The following is a 23,969-nucleotide window of genomic DNA, read 5'->3' on the forward strand; positions in this document are numbered from 1 at the left end:
CACACTGCACTTGCGAGGACACTATGGCCCGTTTCGGAACGCAAAAACTCTACATCGATGGCGCTTACGTCGACGCTGGCAGCGATGCCACTTTCGAAGCCATCAACCCGGCTACCGGCGAAGTCCTTGCCCACGTGCAGCGTGCGACCGAGGCTGACGTCGAGAAAGCCGTCGAAAGCGCCGAGCGTGGCCAGAAAGTCTGGGCTGCGATGACCGCCATGCAGCGCTCGCGCATCCTGCGCCGCGCCGTCGACATCCTGCGTGAGCGCAACGACGAGCTGGCCATGCTGGAAACCCTGGACACCGGCAAGTCGTACTCGGAAACCCGCTATGTCGACATCGTCACCGGCGCCGATGTGCTGGAGTACTACGCAGGCCTGGTGCCGGCCATCGAGGGCGAGCAGATCCCGCTGCGTGAGTCGTCCTTCGTCTACACCCGCCGCGAGCCGCTGGGCGTGACCGTAGGTATCGGTGCCTGGAACTACCCGATCCAGATCGCCCTGTGGAAATCCGCCCCGGCCCTGGCCGCTGGCAACGCGATGATCTTCAAGCCATCGGAAGTCACGTCGCTGACCACCCTCAAACTGGCCGAGATCTACACCGAAGCCGGCCTGCCCAATGGCGTGTTCAACGTGCTGACCGGCAGCGGCCGTGAAGTCGGTACCTGGCTGACCGAGCACCCCCGCATCGAAAAGGTCTCCTTCACCGGCGGCACCACCACCGGCAAGAAGGTCATGGCCAGCGCCTCGAGCTCGTCGCTCAAGGAAGTCACCATGGAACTGGGCGGCAAGTCGCCGCTGATCATCTGCGCCGATGCCGACCTGGACAAGGCCGCCGACATCGCCATGATGGCCAACTTCTACAGCTCGGGCCAGGTATGCACCAACGGTACCCGCGTGTTCATCCCGGCTGAAATGAAGGCTGCCTTCGAAGCCAAGATCGCCGAGCGCGTTGCGCGCATCCGCGTCGGCAACCCGGAAGACGAAAACACCAACTTCGGCCCGCTGGTCAGCTTCCAGCACATGGAAAGCGTGCTGGGCTACATCGCCAAGGGCAAAGAGGAAGGTGCCCGCCTGCTGTGCGGCGGCGAGCGTCTGACCACCGGTGAGTTCGCCAAAGGCGCCTTCGTGGCCCCGACCGTGTTCACCGACTGCAGCGACGACATGACCATCGTCAAGGAAGAGATCTTCGGCCCGGTGATGAGCATCCTCACCTATGAAACCGAGGAAGAAGTGATCCGCCGCGCCAACGACACCGACTACGGCCTGGCCGCCGGTGTCTGCACCAACGACATCACCCGCGCCCACCGCATCATCCACAAGCTCGAAGCCGGTATCTGCTGGATCAACGCCTGGGGTGAATCGCCGGCCGAGATGCCGGTCGGTGGCTACAAGCAGTCGGGCGTAGGCCGTGAAAACGGCGTCAGCTCGCTGGCCCAATACACCCGTATCAAGTCGGTTCAGGTCGAACTGGGCGGCTACAACTCGGTCTTCTGACCGACAGTTGCAAGCCGCAAGCTTCAAGCTGCAAGAAAGAGCCGGTCGGCGTCAGACCGCCGGCCCTTGCAGATACCATCCATTCGCAAGCTTCGCCCAGCTGCTTTTTCTTGCAGCTTGTAGCTAGAAGCTTGCCGCTGCATTTCGGAGAAATGCCATGGAATACGATTACATCATCGTCGGTGCCGGCTCCGCCGGTAACACACTGGCCACCCGCCTGACCGAAGATGCCGGCGTCACCGTACTGCTGCTGGAAGCCGGCGGCCCCGACTACCGCTTCGACTTCCGCACCCAGATGCCAGCAGCCCTGGCCTTCCCGCTGCAAGGCCGCCGCTACAACTGGGCCTACGAGACCGACCCGGAGCCGTTCATGGACGGCCGCCGCATGGAGTGTGGCCGCGGCAAGGGCCTGGGTGGTTCGTCGCTGATCAACGGCATGTGCTACATCCGCGGCAACGCCATGGACTTCGACGGTTGGGCAGAACTGCCAGGCCTGGAAGACTGGACCTACCTCGACTGCCTGCCGTACTTCCGCAAGGCCGAAACCCGCGACATCGGCCCCAACGACTACCACGGCGGTGACGGCCCGCTCAGCGTCGCCACGCCCAAAGCAGGCAACAACCCGCTGTTCAACGCAATGGTCGAAGCCGGTGTACAGGCCGGTTACCCGCGTACCGAAGACCTCAACGGCTACCAGCAGGAAGGCTTTGGCCCGATGGACCGTTCGGTGACCAAGAACGGCCGCCGCTCCAGCACCGCCCGTGGCTACCTGGACCAGGCCAAGAAACGCCCGAACCTGACCATCGTGACCCACGCCCTCAGCGACCGTGTGCTGTTCGAAGGCAAGCGCGCGGTTGGCGTCACCTACCTGGTGGGCGACAGCGAAGAGCGCGTAGAAGCCCGTGCCCGCAAGGAAGTGATCGTCAGCTCCGGCGCCATCGCTTCGCCGCAGCTGCTGCAGCGCTCCGGTGTTGGCCCGCGTGCCCTGCTGGAAAGCCTCGACATTCCGGTGGTGCACGACCTGCCGGGCGTGGGTGAAAACCTGCAGGACCACCTGGAGCTTTACCTGCAGTACGCCTGCACCCAGCCGGTGTCGCTGTACCCGTCGCTGCTGTGGTGGAACCAGCCGGCCATTGGTGCCGAGTGGCTGTTCAACGGCACCGGCATCGGCGCCAGCAACCAGTTCGAGGCTGGCGGTTTCATTCGCAGCCGCCCTGAATTCAAGTGGCCGAACATCCAGTACCACTTCCTGCCGGTGGCGATCAATTACAACGGTTCCAATGGCGTGAAGGAGCATGGCTTCCAGGCGCACATGGGTTCGATGCGCTCCCCGTCCCGCGGCCGCATCCAGGCCAAGTCGAAAGACCCGCGCCAGCACCCGAGCATCCTGTTCAACTACATGTCCTCCGAGCAGGACTGGCAGGAATTCCGTGACGGCATCCGCCTGACCCGCGAAATCATGGCCCAGCCGGCACTGGACCCGTACCGCGGCCGCGAAATCAGCCCCGGCGCGCATGTGCAAACCGATGAAGAGCTGGACAAGTTCATCCGCGAGCACGCCGAAACCGCCTTCCACCCGTCCTGCTCGTGCAAAATGGGCACCGACGACATGGCGGTGGTCGATGGCGAAGGCCGTGTGCACGGCATGCAGGGCCTGCGCGTAGTGGATGCCTCGATCATGCCGTTGATCATCACCGGCAACCTCAACGCCACCACGATCATGATTGCCGAGAAAATCTCGGACAAGATCCGTGGTCGCAAGCCGTTGCCACGCAGCACCGCCAAGTACTACGTGGCTGGTGATGCCCCGGTCAAAGGCAAGCCGATGCGTGAAGTGAAGCAGGCGTAAGCCTGCACCGGCAGCATGACAAAAGGCACCCACCGCGGTGCCTTTTGCACATCTGCAGAAACGCTTTACATGCTGCCAATTCATCAGGTTAGAATCGATTGGCACGCGACTTGCCAGTCATTCCCCTTTCCAGCGTTATCCCGGAGTACCTGCCTTTGGATGCCAGCACCATCAACAGCCTGTTCCTGATCGGCGCATTACTGGTGGGCGCGAGTATTCTGGTCAGTTCGCTGTCGTCGCGCCTGGGCATCCCTATTCTGGTCATCATTCTCGCCGTGGGCATGGTCGCCGGTGTCGATGGTGGCGGCATCATCTTCAACAACTACCCGACCGCCTACCTGGTGGGCAACCTCGCCCTGGCGGTGATCCTGCTCGACGGCGGCCTGCGCACACGGGTGGCGAGCTTTCGCGTAGCGCTATGGCCGGCACTGTCGCTGGCCACGGTCGGGGTCATGATCACCACCGCCCTGACCGGCCTTGTTGCTGCCTGGCTGTTCAACCTGAGCCTGATCCAGGGCTTGCTGATCGGCGCCATCGTCGGCTCCACCGACGCCGCAGCGGTGTTTTCGCTGCTGGGCGGCAAGGGCCTGAACGAACGGGTTACCGCCACCCTGGAGATCGAGTCGGGCAGCAACGACCCGATGGCGGTCTTCCTGACAGTTACGCTGATCGACATGATTGCCAGCGGCCAGACCGGCCTGCACTGGAGCCTGCTCACCCACCTGCTGCGCGAGTTCGGCATCGGCGGGTTGCTGGGCCTGGGCGGCGGCTGGCTGATGCTGCAAATGGTCAACCGGATCAACCTGGCCGGTGGCCTCTACCCCATTCTGGTGGTGGCCGGTGGCCTGGTGGTGTTCTCGCTGACCAACGCCCTGCACGGCAGCGACTTCCTGGCTGTGTACCTGTGCGGCCTGGTGCTGGGCAACAAGCCGATTCGCAGCCGCCATGGCATCCTGCACATGCTCGACGGCATGGCCTGGCTGGCGCAGATCGGCATGTTCCTGGTACTGGGGCTGCTGGTGACACCGCACGACCTGCTGCCCATTGCCCTGCCGGCACTGGGCCTGGCGTTGTGGATGATCCTGGTGGCGCGGCCTCTGTCGGTGGTGGCGGCATTGCTGCCGTTCAAGGCCTTCCACGGCCGCGAAAAAGGCTTCATCTCGTGGGTTGGCCTGCGCGGCGCGGTGCCGATCATTCTCGCGGTGTTCCCGCTGATGGCCGGCCTGCCGGACGCCCAGCTGTTCTTCAACCTGGCTTTCTTCATCGTGCTGGTGTCGCTGCTGGTGCAAGGCACCAGCCTGCCGTGGATGGCCAAGCTGCTGAAGGTGACGGTACCACCGGATCCGGCGCCCATCTCCCGCTCTGCGCTGGAGGTGCACATCACCAGCGAGTGGGAAATGTTCGTCTACCGCCTGGGCAAGGAGAAGTGGTGCATCGGCGCCGCCCTGCGCGAGCTGAAGATGCCGGAAGGCACACGCATCGCCGCCCTGTTCCGCGGCGAGCAGTTGCTGCACCCCTCTGGCAGCACCGTGCTGGAGGTCGACGACATGCTCTGCGTGATCGGCCACGAACACAACCTGCCGGCGCTGGGCAAACTGTTCAGCCAGGCGCCGCAGCGTGGCCTGGACCTGCGCTTCTTCGGCGACTTCGTTCTTGAAGGCGATGCCGAACTGGGTGCGGTGGCCGCACTGTATGGCCTGAAACTCGATGGCCTGGACGCGAAAATGCCGCTGGCGCAATTCATCCGACAGAAGGTCGGAGGCGCTCCAGTAGTAGGTGACCAGGTGGAATGGCACGGCACGATCTGGACCGTGGCGACCATGGTCGGGAACAAGATCCAGAAAGTGGGCGTCAGATTCCCCGAAGGAACGCGACCCGGACCAGGATTGTTCCTCTAAACTTCGTTTCTGCCGGATCCACAAGTAGTCTGCCTATGTCCCTGCGCGCATACCTTCGCCCAGCCCTGCTCGGGCTGTGCCTGGCCCTTTCCTTCGCGGCCACCGCGGCAGAGCCGCCAACGGCTGCCAGCATTCAGAACAGCCTCGACAAGATCGCCGAGCGCAAGCTGCCCGAGGCCGACCAGAAGGCCTTGCAGCAGGTGCTGGAACAGACCCTGAGCCTGCTGGCCAGCAAGGACGACAACGAGAAGAAGCTGGCCGCCCTCAAGCAGCAACTCAGTGCCGCACCCAAGGAAACCGACGACAGCCAGAAAGAGCTGGCCCGGCTCAAGCAAACCAAGGTTCAGCCGGTTGCCCAGCGCTATGCCAACCTCAACGTGCAGCAGCTCGAACAGATGCTCAGCGAGCGCAACACCCAGCAGGGCGAGCTGCAGAAGTCGCTGTCCGACGCCAACAGCCTGATCATCAACTCGCAGACCCGCCCCGAACGTGCCCAGGCCGAAATCAGCAGCAACCAGACCCGCGCCCAGCAGATCAACAGCATCCTCAAGACCGGCAAGGACGGTGGCAAGTCGATCAACGCCGACCAGCGCAACCAGCTGAACGCAGAACTGGCTTCGCTCAACGCGCTGACCCTGCTGCGCCGCCAGGAACTGGCCGGCAACAGCGTGCTGCAGGACCTTGGCAACGCCCGCCATGACCTGCTGATCGAGCGTGCCGCGCGTCTGGAGCAGGAAATCCAGGACCTGCAGACGCTGATCAACGACAAGCGCCTGGCCCAGTCCCAGGAAACGGTCACCCAGCAATCGATCGAGGCGCAGAAGGCGGGCGGCAGCAGCCTGCTGGCCACCGAAAGCGCAGCTAACCTGAAGCTGTCCGACTACCTGCTCAAAAGCACCGACCGCCTCAATGAGCTGACCCAGCAGAACCTACGCACCAAGCAGCAACTGGACAGCCTGACCCAGGCCGACCAGGCGCTGGACGAGCAGATCAACGTGCTCAAGGGCAGCCTGCTGCTGTCCAAGATCCTCTACAAACAGAAACAGACCCTGCCACACCTGAAACTCGACCGTGACCTGGCCGACCAGATCGCCGACACCCGCCTGTACCAATTCGAGGTCAGCCAGCAGCGCGAGGTGATGAGCAACCCGGTGACCTATGTCGACAAGCTGCTGGCAGCCCAACCGCAGGAACAGGTTACCCCGCAGCTGCGCAAGGCCCTGCTGGAGCTGGCGATCACCCGCAGCGACCTGCTGGAGCGGCTGAACCGCGAGCTTTCGGCGCTGCTCAACGAATCGATCACCCTGCAGCTCAACCAGAAACAATTGCTGGGCACTGCCCAGAGCCTGCGCACCACCCTCGACGAGCAGATGTTCTGGATCCCCAGCAACAAGCCCCTGGACTGGGACTGGCTGCGCACCGTGCCGCAACGGCTGGCCGACCAGGTCGCCAACCTGCCGTGGGCCTCCAGCCTGAGCGAGCTGACCGACGGCCTCAGCCACCGGCCGCTGCTGTTCCTGCCGCTGTTGCTGGTGATCGGCGCTCTGTTGTGGCGGCGCAAGTACCTGTACCAACGGCTGGGCAAGGTGCACCAGGACATTGGCCATTTCCGCCGCGACAGCCAGTGGCATACGCCACAGGCGATTCTTATCAATATCCTGCTGGCGATGCCGGTCAGCCTTGTCCTGGCGTTGTGCAGCTACGCCCTGCAAATCGACGCCCGCGGGCAGAACGCCAACCTCGGCGCGGCCCTGTGGCAACTGGCCCAGGCGTGGCTGGTGTTCTATACCGCCTACCGCATCCTTGCACCCGGCGGCGTGGCGGAAGTGCATTTCCGCTGGTACAAACCGCAGGTCGAGTTCCTGCGGGGCTGGGTACGCCGCCTGGGCACCGTGGTGCTGGCCCTGGTCGGGGTAGTGGCGGTGGCCGAGCACCAGCCGTCGGCGCTGGCCGACGATGTACTGGGTATTGGCGTGGTGCTGGCCTGCTATGCGCTGATGGCCTGGCTGCTCAGCCGCCTGCTGCTCAGCAGCCCGGCGCACCGTGACACTTCGCTGTTCCGCAAGGCGGTCGGCGTGGCGTTCACTGCGCTGCCTATCGCCCTGTTCGTCGCGGTGTGCTTCGGCTACTACTACACCGCCCTGAAACTCACCGACCGGCTGATCTACACCCTCTACCTGCTGCTGTTCTGGCTGGTGATCGAGGCCGCCTTCGTGCGCGGCCTGTCGGTTGCGGCCCGCCGCCTGGCCTACCAACGGGCACTGAGCAAGCGCGCGGCGGCCAAGGAAGGGCTGGACGGCGAAGTGGTCGTCGAAGAGCCGACCCTGGACATCGAGCAGGTCAACCAGCAATCGCTGCGCCTGATTCGCCTGGCCCTGCTGGGCGGTTTCATCGCTGGCCTGTACTGGGTATGGGCCGACCTGCTCTCGGTGTTCGCCTACCTCAACAACTTCGTGCTGTACGAATACACCAGCGGCACCGGCGCCGCTGCCAGCATGGTGCCCATCAGCCTGGGCGACCTGTTGGGGGCACTGGTGATCGTCGGCATTACCTTCGCCCTGGCCGGCAACCTGCCAGGCCTGCTGGAGGTGCTGGTGCTGTCACGCCTGAACCTGGCCCAGGGCAGCGCCTACGCCACTACCACCCTGTTGTCGTACACCATCGTCGGCGTGGGTATCGTCAGCACCCTGTCGACCCTGGGGGTCAGCTGGGACAAGCTGCAATGGCTGGTGGCGGCGCTGTCGGTGGGCCTGGGCTTCGGCATGCAGGAAATCTTCGCCAACTTCATCTCCGGCATCATGATCCTGTTCGAGCGCCCGGTACGCATCGGCGACACCATCACCATCGGCAACCTGTCGGGCACGGTGAGCAAGATCCGTATCCGCGCCACCACCATCACCGACTTCGACCGCAAGGACATCATCGTCCCCAACAAGACCTTCATCACCGGCCAACTGATCAACTGGTCGCTGACCGACACGGTCACCCGGGTCACGCTGAAGCTGGGCATCGACTATGGCTCCGACCTCGACCTGGTGCGCGAGCTGCTGCTCAAGGGCGCGCATGAAAACCCACGGGTGCTCAAGGACCCGGAACCGATCGTGTACTTCCTCAACTTCGGCGAGAGCTCGCTGGACCACGAACTGCGCATGCACGTGCGCGACCTGGGTGACCGCAACCCGACGCTGGATGAACTCAACCGCTTCATCAGCCGCGAGTTCAAGGCGCACGACATCAAGATCTCGGTACGCCAGGTCGAGGTGTTCCTGATGGACGCAGCCGGCGGCAAGCAGCAGCTGATACCGATGGAGCAGCCCAAACCCGATGGCACCCAACCTGTGTGAGTGGACGCCATAGGGCATGAACGCCCAGAATGCCTGCGAGGGCTTGGCCCTCGATCGCCGGCAAGCCAGCCCCCACAGCTGGGCCCCGCAAAGCGGCCCCAATGGCACCGACTTCCAGGAGCAGCCCGTGAAAGCCCTCGACCAACTCACTTTCGACAACCGCTTCGCCCGCCTGGGCGATGCGTTTTCTACCCAGGTGCTGCCCGAGCCCCTCGCCGAGCCCCGCCTGGTGGTGGCGAGCGAGTCGGCCATGGCGCTGCTGGACCTCGACCCGGCCCAGGCCGAACTGCCTCTGTTCGCCGAACTGTTCAGCGGCCACAAGCTGTGGGACCAGGCCGACCCAAGGGCGATGGTGTACTCCGGCCACCAATTCGGCTCGTACAACCCGCGCCTGGGCGATGGCCGCGGCCTGTTGCTGGCCGAGGTCCTGAACGAAGCCAATCAGCACTGGGACCTGCACCTCAAGGGGGCCGGCCAGACGCCGTACTCGCGCATGGGCGACGGCCGCGCCGTGCTGCGCTCATCGATCCGCGAGTTCCTCGCCTCCGAAGCCCTGCACGCCCTGCACATTCCCACTAGCCGCGCGCTGTGCGTCATCGGCTCGAGCACCCCGGTATGGCGCGAAACACGGGAAAGCGCGGCCATGCTCACCCGCGTGGCGCAGAGCCACGTACGCTTCGGTCATTTCGAGTATTTCTACTACACCAAGCAGCCTGAGCAGCAACGGGTGCTGCTCGACCACGTCTTGCAACAGCACTACGCCGAGTGCGGCACCGCCGAGCAACCTTACCTGGCGATGTTCCGCACCATCGTCGAGCGCAACGCCGACCTGATCGCCCGCTGGCAGGCCTATGGCTTCTGCCACGGGGTCATGAATACCGACAACATGTCGATCCTCGGCATTACCTTCGACTTCGGCCCGTACGCCTTCCTCGACGACTTCGACGCCAATTTCATCTGCAACCACTCCGACGACCGTGGTCGTTACAGCTACGCCAACCAGGTGCCCATCGCCCACTGGAACCTCAGCGCGCTGGCCCAGGCGCTGACCACGGTGGTCGAGGTGGAGCCGTTGAAGCAGGCGTTGAGCCTGTTCCTGCCACTGTACCAGGCCCATTACCTGGACCTGATGCGCAGGCGCCTGGGCCTGACCACGGCTGAGGATGACGACATGGCGCTGGTCGAGCGCCTGCTGCAGTGCATGCAGCGCGGTGGTGTGGACTACAACCTGTTCTTCCGCCGGCTGGGCGAGCAACCGGTGGCCGAAGCGTTGAAGGTGGTGCGCAATGACTTCATCGACCTGGCCGGCTTCGATGCCTGGGGCGCCGATTACCTGGCCCGATGCGAGCGTGAAGCCGGCAATGCCGAGGGGCGCCGCGAACGCATGCATGCAGTGAACCCGTTGTACGTGCTGCGCAACTACCTGGCGCAGAAAGCCATCGAGGCAGCTGAAGCGGGGGATTACAGTGAAGTGCGGCGGCTGCACCAGGTACTGAGCAACCCCTTCGAGGAGCAACCCGGGATGCAGGCCTACGCCGAGCGCCCACCGGAATGGGGCAAGCACCTGGAAATCAGCTGCTCTTCCTGATTGGCGCTTCCCCCCTGTGGGAGCGGCCTTGTGTCGCGATGGGCTGCAAAGCAGCCCCAATAATCTCGAGGAACCAACATGTCCGAACCACTGGTCATCCCCTGCCCCCACTGCAACGGCCTCAACCGCTTGCCTGCCGAGCGCCTGGGCGACGCGCCGAAATGCGGCCGCTGCAAACAGCAGGTCCTGCTGAGCGCCCCTTTCGAACTCACCGAAGCCAGCTACGCCAGCCAAATCAAAGGCGACCTACCGCTGTTGGTGGATGTCTGGGCCGACTGGTGCGGCCCGTGCAAATCGTTCGCCCCCACCTTCGAACAAGCCGCCCGCCAACTGGCCGGCCGCTGCCGCCTGGCCAAGCTCGACAGCGAAGCCAACCGCAACCTGGCCGGGCAACTGGGCATCCGCTCGATCCCCAGCCTGCTGCTGTTCAAGAACGGCCGCGAAGTCAGCCGCCAGGCCGGGGCGTTTCCACTCCAGGCGTTGTTGGAGTGGGTGCGCAGCCAGGGGGTTTAGTTTTCAAGCGCTTGCCAGCAGCGACTCATAGGGAATGCGAAGGCCATCATGCAGGCGCTTGATCATGGAAAGGCTCAGCCCGCGCTTCCCGCTCAGTACTTCCGAAACTCGCCCGCTTGGACCGATGTACGGTTCAAGATCTCTTGGCGTGAGCCCCTGCTGATCCATACAAAACTTGATAGCCTCGATGGGATTGGCGGGGTGAATGGGATAGTGCCTGTTCTCGTACACTTCGATCAGTGTCACAAGCACTTCCAATTCATCAGCCTCAGGCGTGCCCGCCTCAGACTGAAAAATGGCTTCGAGGCGCTGGAATGCTGCTCGGGGATCGTCCTCGTTACGAATCGGCTTAATATTCACAGATTGTCTCCACGTCAATCTCGTCATAGCGCTTGTGCGTACCGACGAACTTCACCCAGGCGATACCGGCGCGGTACTGCATCTCAACCACAAGCCGGTACTTGTTACCCCCAATAAGGAAGCGGGCTAGATACCTACTCGCTGCGCTCCAGCAAATCATGCAACTCGACAAACTGCTGTGTCAGCTTGTGCCTGGGCTCCAGGTGAATCAGCGGCAGGCTGGCGTGGTGCGATTCACGCATCTTCACCGAGCTGCCAAGGTACACCGGCAGCACCGGCAGCCCTTCGGCCAGCAGTTCGTCGAGCATCTGCTGCGGCAGGCTGGCACGCGACTGGAACTGGTTGACCACGATGCCTTCGACTACGAGGTCTTCGTTATGGTCTTCCTTGAGGTCTTCAATTTCGGCCAGCAGGCCATACAGGGCCTGGCGCGAAAAGCTGTCGCAGTCGAAGGGAATCAGCACACGGTCAGCCGCGATCAGCGCCGAAACTGCATAAAAATTAAGCGCCGGCGGGGTGTCGATATAGATCCGCTCGTAATCCTCGTCTAGCTCATCGAGCAGCTTACGCAGCTTGTTGATCTTGTGCTTGGCCTCGAGCTTGGGCTGCAGGTCGGCCAGTTCAGGCGTTGCAGTCACCACATGCAGGTTGTCGAACGGGGTTTCATAGATATCCACCTTGTTCTTCTTGCTGAATGGCCCGCTGGACAGGCTCTGCTTGAAGAAATCGGCGATACCCATGGGGATATCCTCACCCGTCAGCCCGGTGAGGTACTGTGTCGAGTTGGCCTGGGCATCCAGGTCGACCAGCAGGGTCCGGTAGCCTTCATTGGCACTGACCGCCGCCAGGTTGCAGGCGATGCTCGACTTGCCCACGCCACCTTTCTGATTGAACACCACGCGCCGCATGGTTGACCTCCGTGTTTCAACGAATGCCCGAGTATGTGGCGGTGTCGCCGCCATGGCCAGTGCTATTCGCCTGAAGCAGCTGCGCAAACGCCTTGGCCATGGCCGACCCGCCGCCTTCGCGCTGCACCAGCCACACCGCGGTCATCGCCCCCTCGTCGAGCAAGGTGCGGTACACCACCCCTTCGATACGCATGCGCTGGAACGAGGCCGGCAGCACCGACACCCCCAACCCCGCCGACACCAGGCCGATGATGGTCATCGCCTCCCCTGCCTCCTGGGCAAAATGCGGGCTGAACCCGGCCTGCCGCGCCAGGCTCAGCAACTGCGCATGCAAGCCGCTGCCATAGCTGCGCGGGAAGAACACGAACGGCTCATGGGCCAGCGCCGCCATGTGCACGCCTTGCCCGCTGGCTTCGGCCAGCGGGTGTGAGGCATTGATCACCGCCACCAGTGGCTCGCGGAACAGCTCGGTGGCCAGCAACCCTTCCGGCAGCGGCATTGGCCGCATCAGGCCGATTTCGATGGACTCATCGAACACCCCTTCGGCAACATCGCGGCTGCTCAACTCCTTGAGGTTCAGGTGCACTGCGGGGAAGCGCTGGCGAAAGGCATGAATGGCCTTGGGGATCTTCGATGTGAACGGGGCCGAGGAGGTAAAGCCGATCTTCATCTCGCCCAATTCACCCAGTTGTGCACGCCGCGCCACATCCGCCGCCTTCTCCACCTGCGCCAGCACCTGACGCGCCTCGCCCAGGAACAGCCGGCCTGCCTCGCTCAGCTCGACCCGGCGGTTGGTGCGCTCGAACAAGCGCGCCCCCAGCTCCTGTTCCAGCGCCTGGATCTGCTGGCTCAGCGGCGGTTGCGAAATGCCCAGTTGCTGGGCGGCGCGGCCGAAGTGCAGCTCTTCTGCCACGGCAATGAAATAACGCAGATGGCGCAGTTCCATGGTTCGCTCCAAACAAGTCGCACAACGTCTTAAATAGGTCGAACAATATATTGGATCTAATCATTAGCCAGCTATATGCTTTTTTCATTGCACCAGAGGTACCCGCCGTGAAAACTGCTGTAGCCGCGCAGCCCATCCAACTCGAACCTGCCACCTTGACCGACATGTGGATCGAAAAAGGCACCCCCGCCTTCATGAAGACCGTGCTGGCCCTGTTCAGCGGCGGCTTCGCTACCTTCGCCCTGCTGTATTGCGTACAGCCGATGATGCCGTTGCTGTCTAAAGAATTCGCCATCAACGCCGCACAGAGCAGCCTGGTGCTGTCGGTGTCGACCGCGATGTTGGCGTTCGGCCTGCTTGTCACCGGTCCGATCTCGGACCGCATCGGCCGTAAGCCGGTGATGGTGTTCGCCCTGGTGTGCGCCGCGCTCTCCACCCTGGCCAGCGCGGTGATGCCGAGCTGGGAACTGGTGCTGGCCACCCGCGCGCTGGTCGGCCTGTCGCTGAGCGGCCTGGCAGCAGTGGCCATGACCTACCTGAGCGAAGAGATCCACCCCCAGCACATTGGCCTGGCCATGGGCCTGTACATCGGCGGCAACGCCATTGGCGGCATGAGCGGGCGGCTGATCACTGGCGTGTTGATCGACTTCGTCAGCTGGCACACAGCCATGCTGACCATCGGTGGCCTGGCCCTGGGCGCCGCCCTGGTGTTCTGGAAGGTGCTGCCGGAGTCACGCAATTTCCGCCCGCAAACGATGAGCCCGCGCAGCCTCCTGGACGGGTTCGTCATGCATTTCAAGGATGCCGGCCTGCCCTGGCTGTTCCTGGAGGCCTTCCTGCTGATGGGTGCCTTCGTCACCCTGTTCAACTACATCGGCTACCGCCTGCTGGCCGAGCCCTACCACATGAACCAGGCACTGGTCGGCTTGCTGTCGGTGGTGTACCTGTCCGGCATCTACAGCTCGGCGCAGGTCGGCGCCTTGGCGGACAAGCTGGGCCGACGCAAGGTGTTCTGGGCCAGCATCGTGGTCATGGCGTGTGGTTTGCTGATGACCCTGGCCAGCCCACTGGCCATGGTGATCGTGGGCATGCTGGTGTTCACCTTCGGCTTCTTTGGCGCGCACTCGGTGGCCAGTAGCTGGATCGGCCGGCGGGCGCTGAAGGCCAAAGGGCAGGCGTCGTCGCTGTACCTGTTCAGCTATTACGCCGGCTCGAGCGTGGCCGGTACGGCGGGCGGGGTGTTCTGGCACCAATGGGGCTGGAATGGCATCGGCCTGTTCATAGGCAGCTTGCTGGCAGTGGCGTTGCTGGTAGCGCTACACCTGAGCAAGTTACCACCGAAGTCGGCGTGAGGCATTCGCGGGCACGCCCGCGAACTGGCCCGGGAATCAGTTGATGATTTCGACGATATCCACATCCACTTCACGGCTCATCAGGTGTTTCTCCACCTCACCGGTCAGCTTGACCTTGGTCTTGTCGTTGAATGGCGTCGGTGGCAGGTCTTCATCATCGATTTCCACGGTGATGGTGCCGGTGTTGTCCTTGAATTCGTATTTGTCGTCGTTGTTGATCTTCTTGGTGACGAAGCCCTGCAGCACCACCGGCGTGTCATCGGCGGCATCGTTCGCAGCGGCCACGGTGGTTACCGCTTGTGCACCCGGGCCGGTATAGCCGGCAGCCAGGGCAGCAGTGCTGAACAGCGGGGCGAGGATCAGGGCAAGGTAACGGGCTTTCATGGAGGCAGGTCCTGTTTCGGTTTGGATGGGAACAGCCTACCGAAGCTGGCTGAATCCAATCTTAATCGCCCCAGGCTTCGTCCAGTTCCAGCGCCAGCTGCACCTGCAACTGCGCGCCAGTCACCTGTAGCTGCACACTGCGCAGCTGTGCGCCGTCACGTTCCAGCGTGTGCAGCCAGCTCAGCACTGCCGTGGGCTGGCCTTCGAGGCTGACGTCGAGCTGCGTGGCCCGAGCCTGCAGCGCGACAACGCGCAAACCGGCGGCCAAGGCACGCTCATTGAGCGCGGCGGGCGTCAGTGCCCGCACCGCTTTGCGCCCCCCGACCGGCGCTGACGCCACCTGCTGCAACTGCCCGGCCAGCTCCAGCGCCTGCCCATGGGCAAGCTCGGCCTGCAGCAAGCGCTGCTTGCCAGGCACCCAGGCCAGTTGCCAGAGCACCAGCATGGCCACACCCCATAGCGTGACCCTGATCAGTGCCCGGCGAGTGGCAGGTAGCGTTTGCCATTGGCGAGCAAGGGCCTGCTCAAACCTGCGCTTCATCGAGTCCCGCTCCAGGTCAGGGTTGCCCGCACCCCTTGGGCGGTCTGCCGGGCCTGGTCCATCAGCACGGCAGGGGCCAGCAGGCGCAAGCGCTCGAGGTCATCGAACCCTAGGGCCAGCACATCCATTCGCCACCCTTGCGCCGGGCTGAACGCGGCCCGCTCGAGGGTGATGTTGCCGGTTTCCACCAGCGGCTGCGCGACGGCCGCCAGGCCTTCCACGCGGGTGGTCGCACGAGGGCCGGCCTGCAACGCCCTGACGCGCACCGCCAGGTCACCGGTGACGGGCTGCCCGGGCGCCCACCGCTGGAATGCCTGAACGTTTTCGGCATGCTGTTGAGCCACGCGCTGCAACAGCCCCTCGACACGCCAATGATCGGCCACGCACAGCATGGCGAAGCCCAGCAGCACTGCGCCCGCCAACGCCGACCAGGGTAACGCCAGGCGCTGACGGCGGAATGGCCCCTGGCGCAGGTCCAGCGCCTTGGCTCGCCCTTGCAGCAAGGTCTGGAAGGCATTGTCGACCCCGTGGTTGACCAGCGGTTGCCCGCCATCGGCAGCGGCCGCCTGCCAGGCCATCGGCGGCAATTGCCGTGCCACGATTTCGGCTGCCTGGGGCGTGGCGACCAGCCACGGCCCACCTCGACCGCCCACCAGCCAGCGCCCGTCAAGCCACAGTGCACTGGGCTGCTCGCCACCCAGCAGGTCGGCGTCGACATGGACCGCGGCCGGGTCGATACCCAGGGTTTGCAACAAGGCCAAGACATTGCGCAGCACCTGACGCTCTACCACCAGCGCACGGCGGTGCCCTTGCATATCCGCTGCGGCAAAAACCAGGTGCACCGATTCCAGCGCCGCTGCCAACTGCTCTTCGGCGGCGTAGGCCAATGCTTCAGGCTTCGGCCGCTTGCCTGGCACGGGGCCGATTTCGCAACTGCCGAGCATTTCCATCGGCAAGACAAGGATCACAGGGCCGGCCAGGGTCGCCCCGAGCGCGTCCAGACGCGTCTTGCGCACGCTGCCATCGGCTGCTCGCAGCCACACCGGCCATTGCGCATCGGCCGCCGCAACGCCCGCGGGCAATAGGTACAGCCAGGTTTCACTCATCTGCTCTTCGCTCCCGCATTGCAGTAAACACACGCCGCACCACACGAACCTGGTGCGTGTTCAAGTCGATCTCCAGGTCGCTGTACAGGTACATGCGCCTCCCTGCCTGCTGCGCCTGCACCTCAAGGCGAAACCAGCGGCTGGTCACGGCAAGCCCGCGCCTGTTCACGCCCACGCCTTCCAATTGCGCAGAGGCCAGAAAACGCTCCACCGTCGGGTAGCCCGCCTCGGGGCGTTGCCGTACCAGGTCGGCGGCCACCGCTGGCGACAACTCCGCCAGTGCTGCCAACAGGCGTGCCGGGGCCGTGTTGATGTTGAGCCGCGCCTCCTTGGGCAACACCACTACCCAAGGCTGCAAACGCGCCATCACCTCGGCAGTGACGCCCGGCAGGGCCCGCAACTGGGTAGGGTCCAGCAGCGGCTGGCCCGCCAGCGCCTCCAAGGCCGGCGGCGCCACCTGCAGTGCATGGCACAGGCGCTGCCAACGCTCGAGCAGCAAGGGGTCGGGGGTTTTACCTGCGGTCAGGGCGCCGAGGTTGAAGCGCCCTGCAAGGTCCTCCAGCTGTAGTTGCACCCGGCCTTCGCCCAAGGTCAACACACGGGGTTGGCCCCAGCCCTGCCGCCCGTGGGTCACCTGCAGGATCTCCCCTACCTCACCCCGCAGGCTCGCAAGCGCCTGTTGTTCGCCGGCTTGCGCCAGGCGCAACAGGCGCGTGGCTTCGAGCTGCTGGGCAACACTGCCAAGCAGCAGGCGATGGCTGTGCAACATGCCGGCTACCAATAACGTCAGCAGCGCCATCACCAGCAGCACGGTAATCAGCGCCAGCCCCTTCTGCCGTTGACGCTTCACTGGCTGGCCCCGCCAAGCGGCAGTACCCGCCGAATCTGCGCCAAGCGCCGGGTGGACAGGGTCACCTCCAGCGCCTGCGGTGGCAGGGCCCGGCGCTGGGCCATTGGCCAATGCGCCTGCCAGCCGCTACCGGGTACATGCAGGCGCCACTGCAGTTCGCCCACACCTTCGAGCAAACGCTGCGGGCGCGGCTGGCCCTGCCCCTGGGTGCGCCGCTGGCGCCACAGCACGCCGTCGGCGAGCCAGTATTCGACCACCCTCAGTTCGCTGCGCTTGAGCGCCTGGTGGTCGGGTTCGCGGGTCAGCCAATGGGCCCGGTCGCCGTTCAACAGGATGCCGTAACCGCCCTTGCCCAGGCTCGCCGGCAAATACCCTTGCAAGGCATCGCGCTGGATCAGGCTCATGGCCCTGCCCAACGCATGCAACTGCTCGGCCTGGGCCTGGCGCGCACGCTCGGCCCGCATGACCACATCCAGCACACGCGCACTGCCCACCGCCAACAAGGCAAAGAGGGCCATGGCCAGCAGCAGTTCGATCAAGGTGAAACCGTGCTGGCGGGGCCTAGCGTGACGCATCGCTGCCCCCCTGCCACCCGGTGGCCTGGTGCAACACCTGGCGATCGGCCGCAAGGCCCACGCGCACCTCGACCTCCAGCAGGCCAGCCCCGCCCAGCCGTCGGCGGCTTTCCTGCAGCGTCCAGCGACGCTGGCCGAACATCACCTCCACACTGCGCTGGCCGGGCGCCAGGGCCGGTTGCAGGCGCATTTCCAGCAGGTGGTTGTCGGCGACCCAGCTGGCAAAAAGACGCTCCTGCAACCCCTGCGACTGCACCAGTATGCGCTGGCTGGCCGTGCTCACCGCCACGGCCAGCACCGCGAAGATCGCCAGCGCCACCAACACCTCGAGCAGGGTGAAGCCGCGTTCAGGGCTGGAACTGCGGGGCATTGAGGCCATCGCTCGACAGGGAGACCAGGCGCACGGTGTCGGCCTCGAAATACAGGGAAAACGGCGTGTGCTCGTCATTGCCGTACATCACCAGTTGCGGCGCCTTGCCAGGCACGGCGGGTGGCACTGGCAGCCCATCGATCTGCAGGCGCAGGTCCAGGCCAATATCGCGCTGCTGGCCCGCGGGCTCCCAGCTGTCACCGCGGGCCTTCAGCAGCTGATAGCCTTGCGGGTCGATTCGGATACCCAGCGCCACGCCCTCCAGCACAGCCTGTTGCCGTGCGTGTTGCACCAGTTGCAGGAACAGGTTGGCCTCCTGGCTGGCCAGGCGCTGCGGGTCGCGCCCGATACCGAGCCCCGCCATGCCCATGACGATGCTCAGCAGCAGCAGGACCAGCAACAGTTCCAGCAGTGTGAAGCCTTGCGCGCGGGGCCGTTTCATTCAGACCAGTTGCCGATATCGGCATCCATCTGTTCGCCGCCCGGCTGCCCGTCGGCACCCAGCGAGTAAAGGTCATACCCCTGGTTCGAACGGCTGCCCGGGTTCACGTACTGGTAAGGCGAGCCCCAAGGGTCGGTAGGCGTACGCTTCAGATAGCCCTGGGCACTCCAGTTGCGCGGCAATGGCGCCACGCTGGGGCGTGTGACCAAGGCGTCCAGGCCCTGCGCGGACGTTGGATAACGGCCGTTGTCCAGCCGATAGATTTCCAGCGCGGTGGCGATCGACTGCAGGTCGGTGCGGGCCGCGGTCAGCTTGGCATGGTCGGGACGGCTCATCACGTTGGGCAGTACCAGCGCGCCAAGCACGCCCAGGATGATGACCACCACCATGATTTCGATGAGTGTGAAGCCACGTTGCGCGTGGCGTGTAGCACGAAGGGACATGTCAGTTGACCAGTTGGTTGAGGTTGAGGATCGGCAGCAGGATGGCCAGCACGATGAACAGCACGATGCCCCCCATCACCAGCAGCATCAGGGGTTCGCAGAGGCTCACCAGCAGCGCGATACGCCCTGCCAGTTGCCTGGCCTGGAGGTCTGCGGCACGTTCAAGCATGGTGTCCAGTTCACCGGCGCGTTCGCCGCTGGCGATCATGTGCAGCATGAGCGGTGGCAGGGTGTCGCTGCGTGTCAGGCAACTGGCCAAGGCGCTGCCCTCGGCCAGCTCGCGGGCGGCCTGCAGCAGACGCTCGCGCAGGGTGAGGTTGCCGATCACCGCCGTAGCGATGTTCATCGCTTCTACCAAGGCCACGCCGCTGCGCCCCAGGATCGCCAAGGTGCTGATGAACCGCGCCGCCTCGCTGGCCCGCGCGAATTCGCCATAACCTGGCAGGCGCAGTGCCAAGGCATGCCACCGGCTACGCCATGGCGGTTGTTGCAGGGCCCACGCGCCCAGAGCAATGCCGGCCAGCAGCAGCGTGAGCGCTGCCAGGCCGTACTGGTTGGCGGCATCGCTCAGGGCAATCAGCACTTGCGTGGCCAACGGCAGGCGCGCCTGGTCGCGGGAGAATGCCTGCACCACATCAGGCACGACATAGCCCAGCAGAAACCCCACCACCAGCAACGAGACGGCCAGCAGAATCACCGGGTAGACCATGGCCAGCTGCACTTTCTGCCGCAAGGCTTGCTCGTCCTCGCCATGCGCGGCCAAACGTTCGAGCACGTCCGCCAAGCGCCCGGAGCGCTCCGCAGCGGCCACGGTGGCCCGGTAGATGACCGGGAACGCCCGCGGGTAATGGGCCAGCGCCTGGGCCAGGGCATGGCCTTCGGCAACCCGCTCTGCCACGCCGCGCAACACCTGCCGCTCCTGGCGCCGGGTGCCTTGCTCGGCAACCGCCTGCAAGGCTTCGGTCAACGGCAGCCCGGCCTGCAGCAGGGTCGCCAGCTGGCGGGTCAGCAGCGAGCGCCGGGTCAGGCTCAAACCGCTACGATTCAGCACGCCTGCCAGCAGTGACCGCGGCACGGGGCGCAGTTTCAGCACCTGCCAGCCTTGCTCGCGCAAGGTTTGCCGAGCCTGACGCGCCCCTGGGGCTTCCAGCGTACCGCGCTGGCGGGCGCCCTTGGCATCCTGGGCCTGATAGCGAAACAGCGGCATGTCAGTCCTGCCCGGTCACGCGCAGCAGTTCTGCCACGCTGGTCTGCCCTTGGCAGACACGCTGAACACCGTGCTGGAACAGGCTCGGCGTGTCCTGGCGAATCAGTTCATGCATGGCGGCCTGGGATGCCTGGGTGTGGATCGCCTGAGCCAGTGCAGGCTTGACCACCACCATCTCGTGCAAGGCCAGGCGCCCACTGTAGCCCGCCTGGCATTCATTGCAGCCCTGCGCCTGGTAAAGCTGCGCGGGCAGCCCGGCAGGGTTGCCCAAGGCGCTGGCCATGGCCTGGTCCACCTCGCAGGCCACCTTGCAGTGCGGGCAGAGCCGGCGTACCAGGCGCTGGGCCATCACCCCGGCCAGCGACGAAGCCAGCAGGCAAGTATCGATGCCCATGTCGGCAAGCCGCGTGATTGCGCCCAGCGCGCTGTTGGTGTGCAGGGTGGAAAGTACCAGGTGGCCCGTCAGCGACGCCTGCACCGCGATGTTGGCGGTTTCCTTGTCGCGGATTTCGCCCACCATGACCACGTCCGGGTCCTGACGCAGAATGGCGCGCAGGCCACGGGCGAAGGTCATGTCGACCTTGGGGTTGACCTGGGTTTGCCCGATGCCGGCCAGGTGGTACTCGATCGGGTCCTCCACGGTGAGGATATTGCGCGACTCCTGGTTCAGGTACGCAAGCGCGGTGTACAAGGTGGTGGTCTTGCCCGAGCCGGTTGGGCCGGTGACCAGGAAAATGCCGTGTGGCTTTTCCAGCATGCTCATGAAGCCAGCACGCACAGCCGCCGGCATCTGCATGTGGTCGATGTCCAGGCGCACGGCCTGCTTGTCCAGCAACCGCAGCACCACCCGCTCGCCATGGGTGGCAGGCAGGGTCGAAACGCGCACGTCGACTTCATGGCCAGCCAGGCGCAGGCTGATACGACCGTCCTGGGGCACGCGCTTCTCGGCGATGTCCAGGCGCGCCATGACCTTGATACGCGAAACCAGCAGGGCAGAAAGCTCCCGTGGGGGTGACAGCACTTCGCGCATGACGCCGTCGATGCGCATGCGCACGCGCAGCTGATGCTCGAAAGTTTCCAGGTGGATATCCGAGGCCCGCGAGCGCACCGCTTCGCTGAACAGGGCATTGAGCAGGCGGATGATCGGCGCATCGTCTTGCTGTTCGAGCAGGTCGCTGGTTTGCGGCAAGGCCTCGGCCAGCCGTGGCAGGTCGATTTCCTGGTCCAGGCCCTGGACGATCGATTGCGCGGCATCCCCACCCAGGCCGTAGCAACTGGCCAGGCGCTCGGCGAAGTCGGCTTCGCTCACCTGGCGCAGCGGCCAGGTATTGCCCAGCAAGCGGCAGGCTTCGGCCAGGGCGGCCAGGGACGCGCCTTCTCGCATCATCAGCACCGGCTCGGGCGCCTGGCGGTCGAGCAGGATCCCGTGACGCCGGGCAAAGCCGAATGGCAGCTCAGGGCTCATGGCTGTGGCACTTGCGCGCTTGGCAAGCGACGTGGCTCGAACAGGCGCTGAGCATCAGCCGGCAAGGGCGAATCATCGGCTGCGCGCACCCCGTCGTAGGCCCTGCGCCCTACCTCGACCCGCTCCGCCTGGCTACGCAAAATGGTCGGGCGCAGGAAGACCATCAGGTTGGTTTTCTCCTGAATGTCGCTGCGCCAGCGGAACAGACCGCCAAGCCACGGAATGCGGCTGAGCAACGGTACCCCACGCTCGACCTTGCGCATGCTGTCCTTGATCAGGCCGCCAATCACGATGATCTCGCCGTCGGCGGCCAGGATGGTGCTCTTGAGCGTACGCTTGTTGGTGACCAGGTCGTTCTCGGCCGTGCTCGGCGCGATTTCGGAGCTTTCCTGCTCGACCTCCAGGCGCAGGCTTTGCCCCTCATTGATGTGCGGGCGCACCTTCAGGCTGATACCGATATCCTTGCGTTCGACCGTGGTGAACGGGTTCTCCGAACCACTGCCGGGGGTAACGTAGGAGCCGGTCTTGAAGGCGACGTTCTGCCCCACCAGGATATGCGCCTCCTGGTTGTCCAGGGTCAACAGGCTTGGCGTGGACAACAGGTTGCTGCGGCTGCTGCTGGCCAAGGCCGATATCAGCGCGGCAAAACGGTCCGTGCCAATGGCCAGGGCAGCGCCACCCGGCAGCTTGGCCTCCTCGCCCAGCAGGTCGGCCAGCCCGGTGCCACTTTCGCTGAACGTGACCCCGCCGTTGAGCCCGCCGGTGCCCACGCCCCACTGCACACCCAACGCTTCATCGATGCTGCCGCTGACTTCGACGATTGCCGCATGGATGAGGACCTGTGCCCGTGGCTGGTCCAATTGCTGGATGATCTGCTCGACGCTGTCCAGTGTCTGCGGCTCGCCCAGCAGCACCAGCGCATTCTGGTCGGCATCGGCCTTGACCACGGCGTCGCCAGTGAGGTTGGCGCCCAAGTCACGGGTGCCCGGCGCGCCATCCAGGCGCTTGCCCACCTCACCCAGCACGTCGGCAAGCTGCTCGGCGTTACTGTGCTGCAAGCGCACCACACGCCAGTTCTGCGCGGTGGCGGGTGCCGCCACATCCAGCGAACGGGTCAGTTGTGCCAGGCGCTGCCTGGACTTGGCCGGGCCGAGGATCAGCAGGCGGCTACCGTTGGCGTCGGCCACCACCTGCACACCGCTGTCCGGCCCCCCGGCCGCCGCTTCGACCACGGCGAACACGGCCTCGGTCTGGGCGTTATGCAGGGTCACCAGCTCATAGTCGTGCCGCTGGCCGCTGTCCAGCTGCAAGACCAGGCTCTCCAAGCGTTCAAGGTTGGCTGCAGAGTCGGTCACCACCAAGGCGTTGGCCGAGCTGGAGGGGCCAATGTAGCCGCTGCTGGACACCAACGGCCGCAACAGGCCGGCCAGGTCGGCAGCGACGCTGCCCGACAAGGTAAAGACGCGCGTGGTGAACGCGGCCGGTATGGCCTCCACCTGTTGGTTGGCCCAGGCCTTGGCTTCGCTGGCCGGCAGCACCAGCAAACGGTCGCCATCATTCACGGCGGCAAAGCCCTGGGCATTGAGCACGGAGTAGAACAGCCGGCGTATGCCTTCGCGGTCCAGGGCTTCGTTGGAAAGCACGGTGATGCGCCCCTGCACGCGGGGGTCGAGGATGATGGTCTGGTCGAGGATTTCCCCTACCTCACGCACCACCTCGCGTACGTCGGCATCGCTCATCGCCAGTTGCCAGGTGGGCATTTCAGCCAGCGCCAGGGAACAGCACAGGGTCAAACAGGCGCCGAACGAGGCGCCTTGCAAATATCGCTTGAAAGTCATTGCACCTCCCGCAACAGGCGGGATGAAGGATCAGAAACCGGGCGCGGGCGAGGGGCCGCCCCCATGGGCAGAAAAACGCTGGGGCCAGGGGTAGCCAACGCCACGACTTCCTCGCGGCCGTCGACCCACAGCACGATGGAGCGCACATCGATACGGCGCAGCACACCGTGGCCCGCAATCCGCTCACCCACCCGGTAGACAGTCTCGCCCCCAGCGCTTTTCACCAACGCCCGCGCCCCGCCCTGGCTGGATACGAAGCAGGCCTTGAGCGTGATGTCCGCCCGGCTAGACCGCTGGCGCTCAGGCTGAAAGCCGAATGCCAAGGCCAGGGCGGTCGTCGAGAACGGTTGCTCCGGGGCGGCTGCCGTGGCCAGCGCCGAGGCCGGCAGCAGCGGGGGCGCAGTTAACGGATACAGCCGTTCCCGCGCTATCAGCCCGGCAAGCGTTACCAGTACCAGCGCCAGCCAGATCACATGCGATGAGCGCTTCATCCG

Annotated in this window: 22 protein-coding genes and 1 pseudogene; 7 read left to right on the forward strand and 16 right to left on the reverse strand. The window is 64.8% G+C overall.

The window, feature by feature from the left end; translation table 11 throughout:
* Positions 1–23: 23 nt before the first annotated feature.
* The 6 genes from betB to trxC all read left to right on the forward strand — a co-directional run bounded on the left by betB (position 24) and on the right by trxC (position 10,688).
* The gene (gene betB, locus L1P09_RS23475; RefSeq protein ID WP_009684988.1) at positions 24–1,496 is read left to right on the forward strand and encodes a betaine-aldehyde dehydrogenase; all 1,473 of its coding nucleotides are present in this window, start codon (positions 24–26) and stop codon (positions 1,494–1,496) included.
* Positions 1,497–1,653: 157 nt separating this feature from the next.
* Entirely contained in the window at positions 1,654–3,345 is a 1,692-nt protein-coding gene (betA, locus tag L1P09_RS23480) for a choline dehydrogenase (RefSeq protein WP_009684987.1), read from the forward strand.
* A gap of 155 nt (positions 3,346–3,500) precedes the next feature.
* The gene (locus tag L1P09_RS23485; protein WP_235768979.1) at positions 3,501–5,243 is read left to right on the forward strand and encodes a potassium/proton antiporter; all 1,743 of its coding nucleotides are present in this window, start codon (positions 3,501–3,503) and stop codon (positions 5,241–5,243) included.
* Positions 5,244–5,278: 35 nt separating this feature from the next.
* Positions 5,279–8,587 carry a mechanosensitive channel MscK gene (gene mscK / locus L1P09_RS23490; RefSeq protein ID WP_235768178.1) on the forward strand — a complete coding sequence of 1,103 codons (3,309 nt, stop codon included), beginning with the start codon at positions 5,279–5,281 and terminating at the stop codon, positions 8,585–8,587.
* 127 nt (positions 8,588–8,714) lie between these two features.
* Positions 8,715–10,175 carry a protein adenylyltransferase SelO gene (gene selO, locus L1P09_RS23495; RefSeq protein ID WP_054906262.1) on the forward strand — a complete coding sequence of 487 codons (1,461 nt, stop codon included), beginning with the start codon at positions 8,715–8,717 and terminating at the stop codon, positions 10,173–10,175.
* A gap of 78 nt (positions 10,176–10,253) precedes the next feature.
* Positions 10,254–10,688, forward strand: coding sequence for a thioredoxin TrxC (gene trxC, locus L1P09_RS23500; protein WP_054904607.1), 435 nt, complete (start codon positions 10,254–10,256; stop codon positions 10,686–10,688).
* 3 nt (positions 10,689–10,691) lie between these two features.
* On the opposite strand, the gene L1P09_RS23505 is transcribed toward trxC, so the two are convergent.
* The 4 genes and pseudogenes from L1P09_RS23505 to L1P09_RS23515 all read right to left on the reverse strand — a co-directional run bounded on the left by L1P09_RS23505 (position 10,692) and on the right by L1P09_RS23515 (position 12,902).
* Positions 10,692–11,048 carry a helix-turn-helix domain-containing protein gene (locus L1P09_RS23505; protein ID WP_235768179.1) on the reverse strand — a complete coding sequence of 119 codons (357 nt, stop codon included), beginning with the start codon at positions 11,046–11,048 and terminating at the stop codon, positions 10,692–10,694.
* Positions 11,038–11,169: pseudogene (locus L1P09_RS26190) on the reverse strand (type II toxin-antitoxin system HigB family toxin); the annotation flags it as partial. The gene L1P09_RS23505 and the pseudogene L1P09_RS26190, both read right to left, overlap by 11 nt.
* A gap of 13 nt (positions 11,170–11,182) precedes the next feature.
* Positions 11,183–11,956 carry a ParA family protein gene (locus tag L1P09_RS23510; RefSeq protein ID WP_009684980.1) on the reverse strand — a complete coding sequence of 258 codons (774 nt, stop codon included), beginning with the start codon at positions 11,954–11,956 and terminating at the stop codon, positions 11,183–11,185.
* 16 nt (positions 11,957–11,972) lie between these two features.
* Positions 11,973–12,902, reverse strand: a complete 930-nt coding sequence (locus tag L1P09_RS23515; RefSeq protein WP_235768180.1) for a LysR family transcriptional regulator — start codon at positions 12,900–12,902, stop codon at positions 11,973–11,975.
* Positions 12,903–13,009: 107 nt separating this feature from the next.
* On the opposite strand from L1P09_RS23515, the gene L1P09_RS23520 reads away from it, so the two are divergent.
* Positions 13,010–14,254 (forward strand): MFS transporter, encoded by a 1,245-nt coding sequence (locus L1P09_RS23520; RefSeq protein ID WP_054904609.1) that lies wholly within the window; start codon positions 13,010–13,012, stop codon positions 14,252–14,254.
* Between the two features lie 36 nt (positions 14,255–14,290).
* Here the strand turns inward: L1P09_RS23520 and L1P09_RS23525 are convergent, their stop codons facing one another.
* The 12 genes from L1P09_RS23525 to L1P09_RS23580 all read right to left on the reverse strand — a co-directional run bounded on the left by L1P09_RS23525 (position 14,291) and on the right by L1P09_RS23580 (position 23,966).
* Positions 14,291–14,638 (reverse strand): YgiW/YdeI family stress tolerance OB fold protein, encoded by a 348-nt coding sequence (locus tag L1P09_RS23525; RefSeq protein ID WP_235768181.1) that lies wholly within the window; start codon positions 14,636–14,638, stop codon positions 14,291–14,293.
* 61 nt (positions 14,639–14,699) lie between these two features.
* Entirely contained in the window at positions 14,700–15,179 is a 480-nt protein-coding gene (locus tag L1P09_RS23530; protein WP_232892338.1) for a hypothetical protein, read from the reverse strand.
* Entirely contained in the window at positions 15,176–16,285 is a 1,110-nt protein-coding gene (gene gspL, locus L1P09_RS23535; protein WP_235768182.1) for a type II secretion system protein GspL, read from the reverse strand. The genes L1P09_RS23530 and gspL overlap by 4 nt, the downstream gene beginning before the upstream one ends.
* Positions 16,278–17,135 carry a type II secretion system minor pseudopilin gene (locus L1P09_RS23540; protein WP_054904613.1) on the reverse strand — a complete coding sequence of 286 codons (858 nt, stop codon included), beginning with the start codon at positions 17,133–17,135 and terminating at the stop codon, positions 16,278–16,280. Before L1P09_RS23540 ends, gspL begins: the two co-directional genes overlap by 8 nt.
* Positions 17,132–17,710 (reverse strand): type II secretion system minor pseudopilin GspJ, encoded by a 579-nt coding sequence (gspJ, locus tag L1P09_RS23545; RefSeq protein WP_235768183.1) that lies wholly within the window; start codon positions 17,708–17,710, stop codon positions 17,132–17,134. The genes L1P09_RS23540 and gspJ overlap by 4 nt, the downstream gene beginning before the upstream one ends.
* The gene (gspI, locus tag L1P09_RS23550) at positions 17,697–18,080 is read right to left on the reverse strand and encodes a type II secretion system minor pseudopilin GspI (protein ID WP_192441218.1); all 384 of its coding nucleotides are present in this window, start codon (positions 18,078–18,080) and stop codon (positions 17,697–17,699) included. Before gspI ends, gspJ begins: the two co-directional genes overlap by 14 nt.
* On the reverse strand, positions 18,058–18,522 hold the full coding sequence (gene gspH / locus L1P09_RS23555; protein ID WP_054904614.1) for a type II secretion system minor pseudopilin GspH: 465 nt from the start codon (positions 18,520–18,522) through the stop codon (positions 18,058–18,060). Before gspH ends, gspI begins: the two co-directional genes overlap by 23 nt.
* Positions 18,519–18,965: a type II secretion system major pseudopilin GspG gene (gene gspG, locus L1P09_RS23560; RefSeq protein WP_009684967.1), complete on the reverse strand. Its 447-nt coding sequence runs from the start codon at positions 18,963–18,965 to the stop codon at positions 18,519–18,521. Before gspG ends, gspH begins: the two co-directional genes overlap by 4 nt.
* A gap of 1 nt (position 18,966) precedes the next feature.
* Positions 18,967–20,172 carry a type II secretion system inner membrane protein GspF gene (gspF, locus tag L1P09_RS23565; protein WP_235768184.1) on the reverse strand — a complete coding sequence of 402 codons (1,206 nt, stop codon included), beginning with the start codon at positions 20,170–20,172 and terminating at the stop codon, positions 18,967–18,969.
* Between the two features lies 1 nt (position 20,173).
* Positions 20,174–21,637: a type II secretion system ATPase GspE gene (gene gspE, locus L1P09_RS23570; RefSeq protein ID WP_235768185.1), complete on the reverse strand. Its 1,464-nt coding sequence runs from the start codon at positions 21,635–21,637 to the stop codon at positions 20,174–20,176.
* The gene (gene gspD / locus L1P09_RS23575; protein ID WP_235768186.1) at positions 21,634–23,475 is read right to left on the reverse strand and encodes a type II secretion system secretin GspD; all 1,842 of its coding nucleotides are present in this window, start codon (positions 23,473–23,475) and stop codon (positions 21,634–21,636) included. Before gspD ends, gspE begins: the two co-directional genes overlap by 4 nt.
* Complete coding sequence (locus L1P09_RS23580; protein WP_235768187.1) at positions 23,472–23,966, reverse strand: type II secretion system protein N; 495 nt, start codon at positions 23,964–23,966, stop codon at positions 23,472–23,474. Before L1P09_RS23580 ends, gspD begins: the two co-directional genes overlap by 4 nt.
* Positions 23,967–23,969 lie beyond the last annotated feature (3 nt).

This window comes from Pseudomonas juntendi, from assembly GCF_021560075.1.
Classification (GTDB): domain Bacteria; phylum Pseudomonadota; class Gammaproteobacteria; order Pseudomonadales; family Pseudomonadaceae; genus Aquipseudomonas; species Aquipseudomonas juntendi.

Bases quoted from the DNA above. Each gene is read 5' to 3' on its own strand.
- betA (WP_009684987.1), top strand. From the start codon at position 1,654: ATGGAATACGATTACATCATCGTCGGTGCCGGCTCCGCCGGTAACACA.
- betB (WP_009684988.1), top strand. From the start codon at position 24: ATGGCCCGTTTCGGAACGCAAAAACTCTACATCGATGGCGCTTACGTC.
- trxC (WP_054904607.1), top strand. From the start codon at position 10,254: ATGTCCGAACCACTGGTCATCCCCTGCCCCCACTGCAACGGCCTCAAC.
- L1P09_RS23510 (WP_009684980.1), bottom strand. From the start codon at position 11,956: ATGCGGCGCGTGGTGTTCAATCAGAAAGGTGGCGTGGGCAAGTCGAGC.
- L1P09_RS23530 (WP_232892338.1), bottom strand. From the start codon at position 15,179: ATGAAGCGCAGGTTTGAGCAGGCCCTTGCTCGCCAATGGCAAACGCTA.
- gspE (WP_235768185.1), bottom strand. From the start codon at position 21,637: ATGAGCCCTGAGCTGCCATTCGGCTTTGCCCGGCGTCACGGGATCCTG.
- gspJ (WP_235768183.1), bottom strand. From the start codon at position 17,710: ATGCGTCACGCTAGGCCCCGCCAGCACGGTTTCACCTTGATCGAACTG.
- mscK (WP_235768178.1), top strand. From the start codon at position 5,279: ATGTCCCTGCGCGCATACCTTCGCCCAGCCCTGCTCGGGCTGTGCCTG.
- gspD (WP_235768186.1), bottom strand. From the start codon at position 23,475: ATGACTTTCAAGCGATATTTGCAAGGCGCCTCGTTCGGCGCCTGTTTG.
- gspG (WP_009684967.1), bottom strand. From the start codon at position 18,965: ATGTCCCTTCGTGCTACACGCCACGCGCAACGTGGCTTCACACTCATC.
- gspF (WP_235768184.1), bottom strand. From the start codon at position 20,172: ATGCCGCTGTTTCGCTATCAGGCCCAGGATGCCAAGGGCGCCCGCCAG.
- L1P09_RS23580 (WP_235768187.1), bottom strand. From the start codon at position 23,966: ATGAAGCGCTCATCGCATGTGATCTGGCTGGCGCTGGTACTGGTAACG.
- L1P09_RS23515 (WP_235768180.1), bottom strand. From the start codon at position 12,902: ATGGAACTGCGCCATCTGCGTTATTTCATTGCCGTGGCAGAAGAGCTG.
- L1P09_RS23525 (WP_235768181.1), bottom strand. From the start codon at position 14,638: ATGAAAGCCCGTTACCTTGCCCTGATCCTCGCCCCGCTGTTCAGCACT.
- gspL (WP_235768182.1), bottom strand. From the start codon at position 16,285: ATGAGTGAAACCTGGCTGTACCTATTGCCCGCGGGCGTTGCGGCGGCC.
- gspI (WP_192441218.1), bottom strand. From the start codon at position 18,080: ATGCCCCGCAGTTCCAGCCCTGAACGCGGCTTCACCCTGCTCGAGGTG.
- gspH (WP_054904614.1), bottom strand. From the start codon at position 18,522: ATGAAACGGCCCCGCGCGCAAGGCTTCACACTGCTGGAACTGTTGCTG.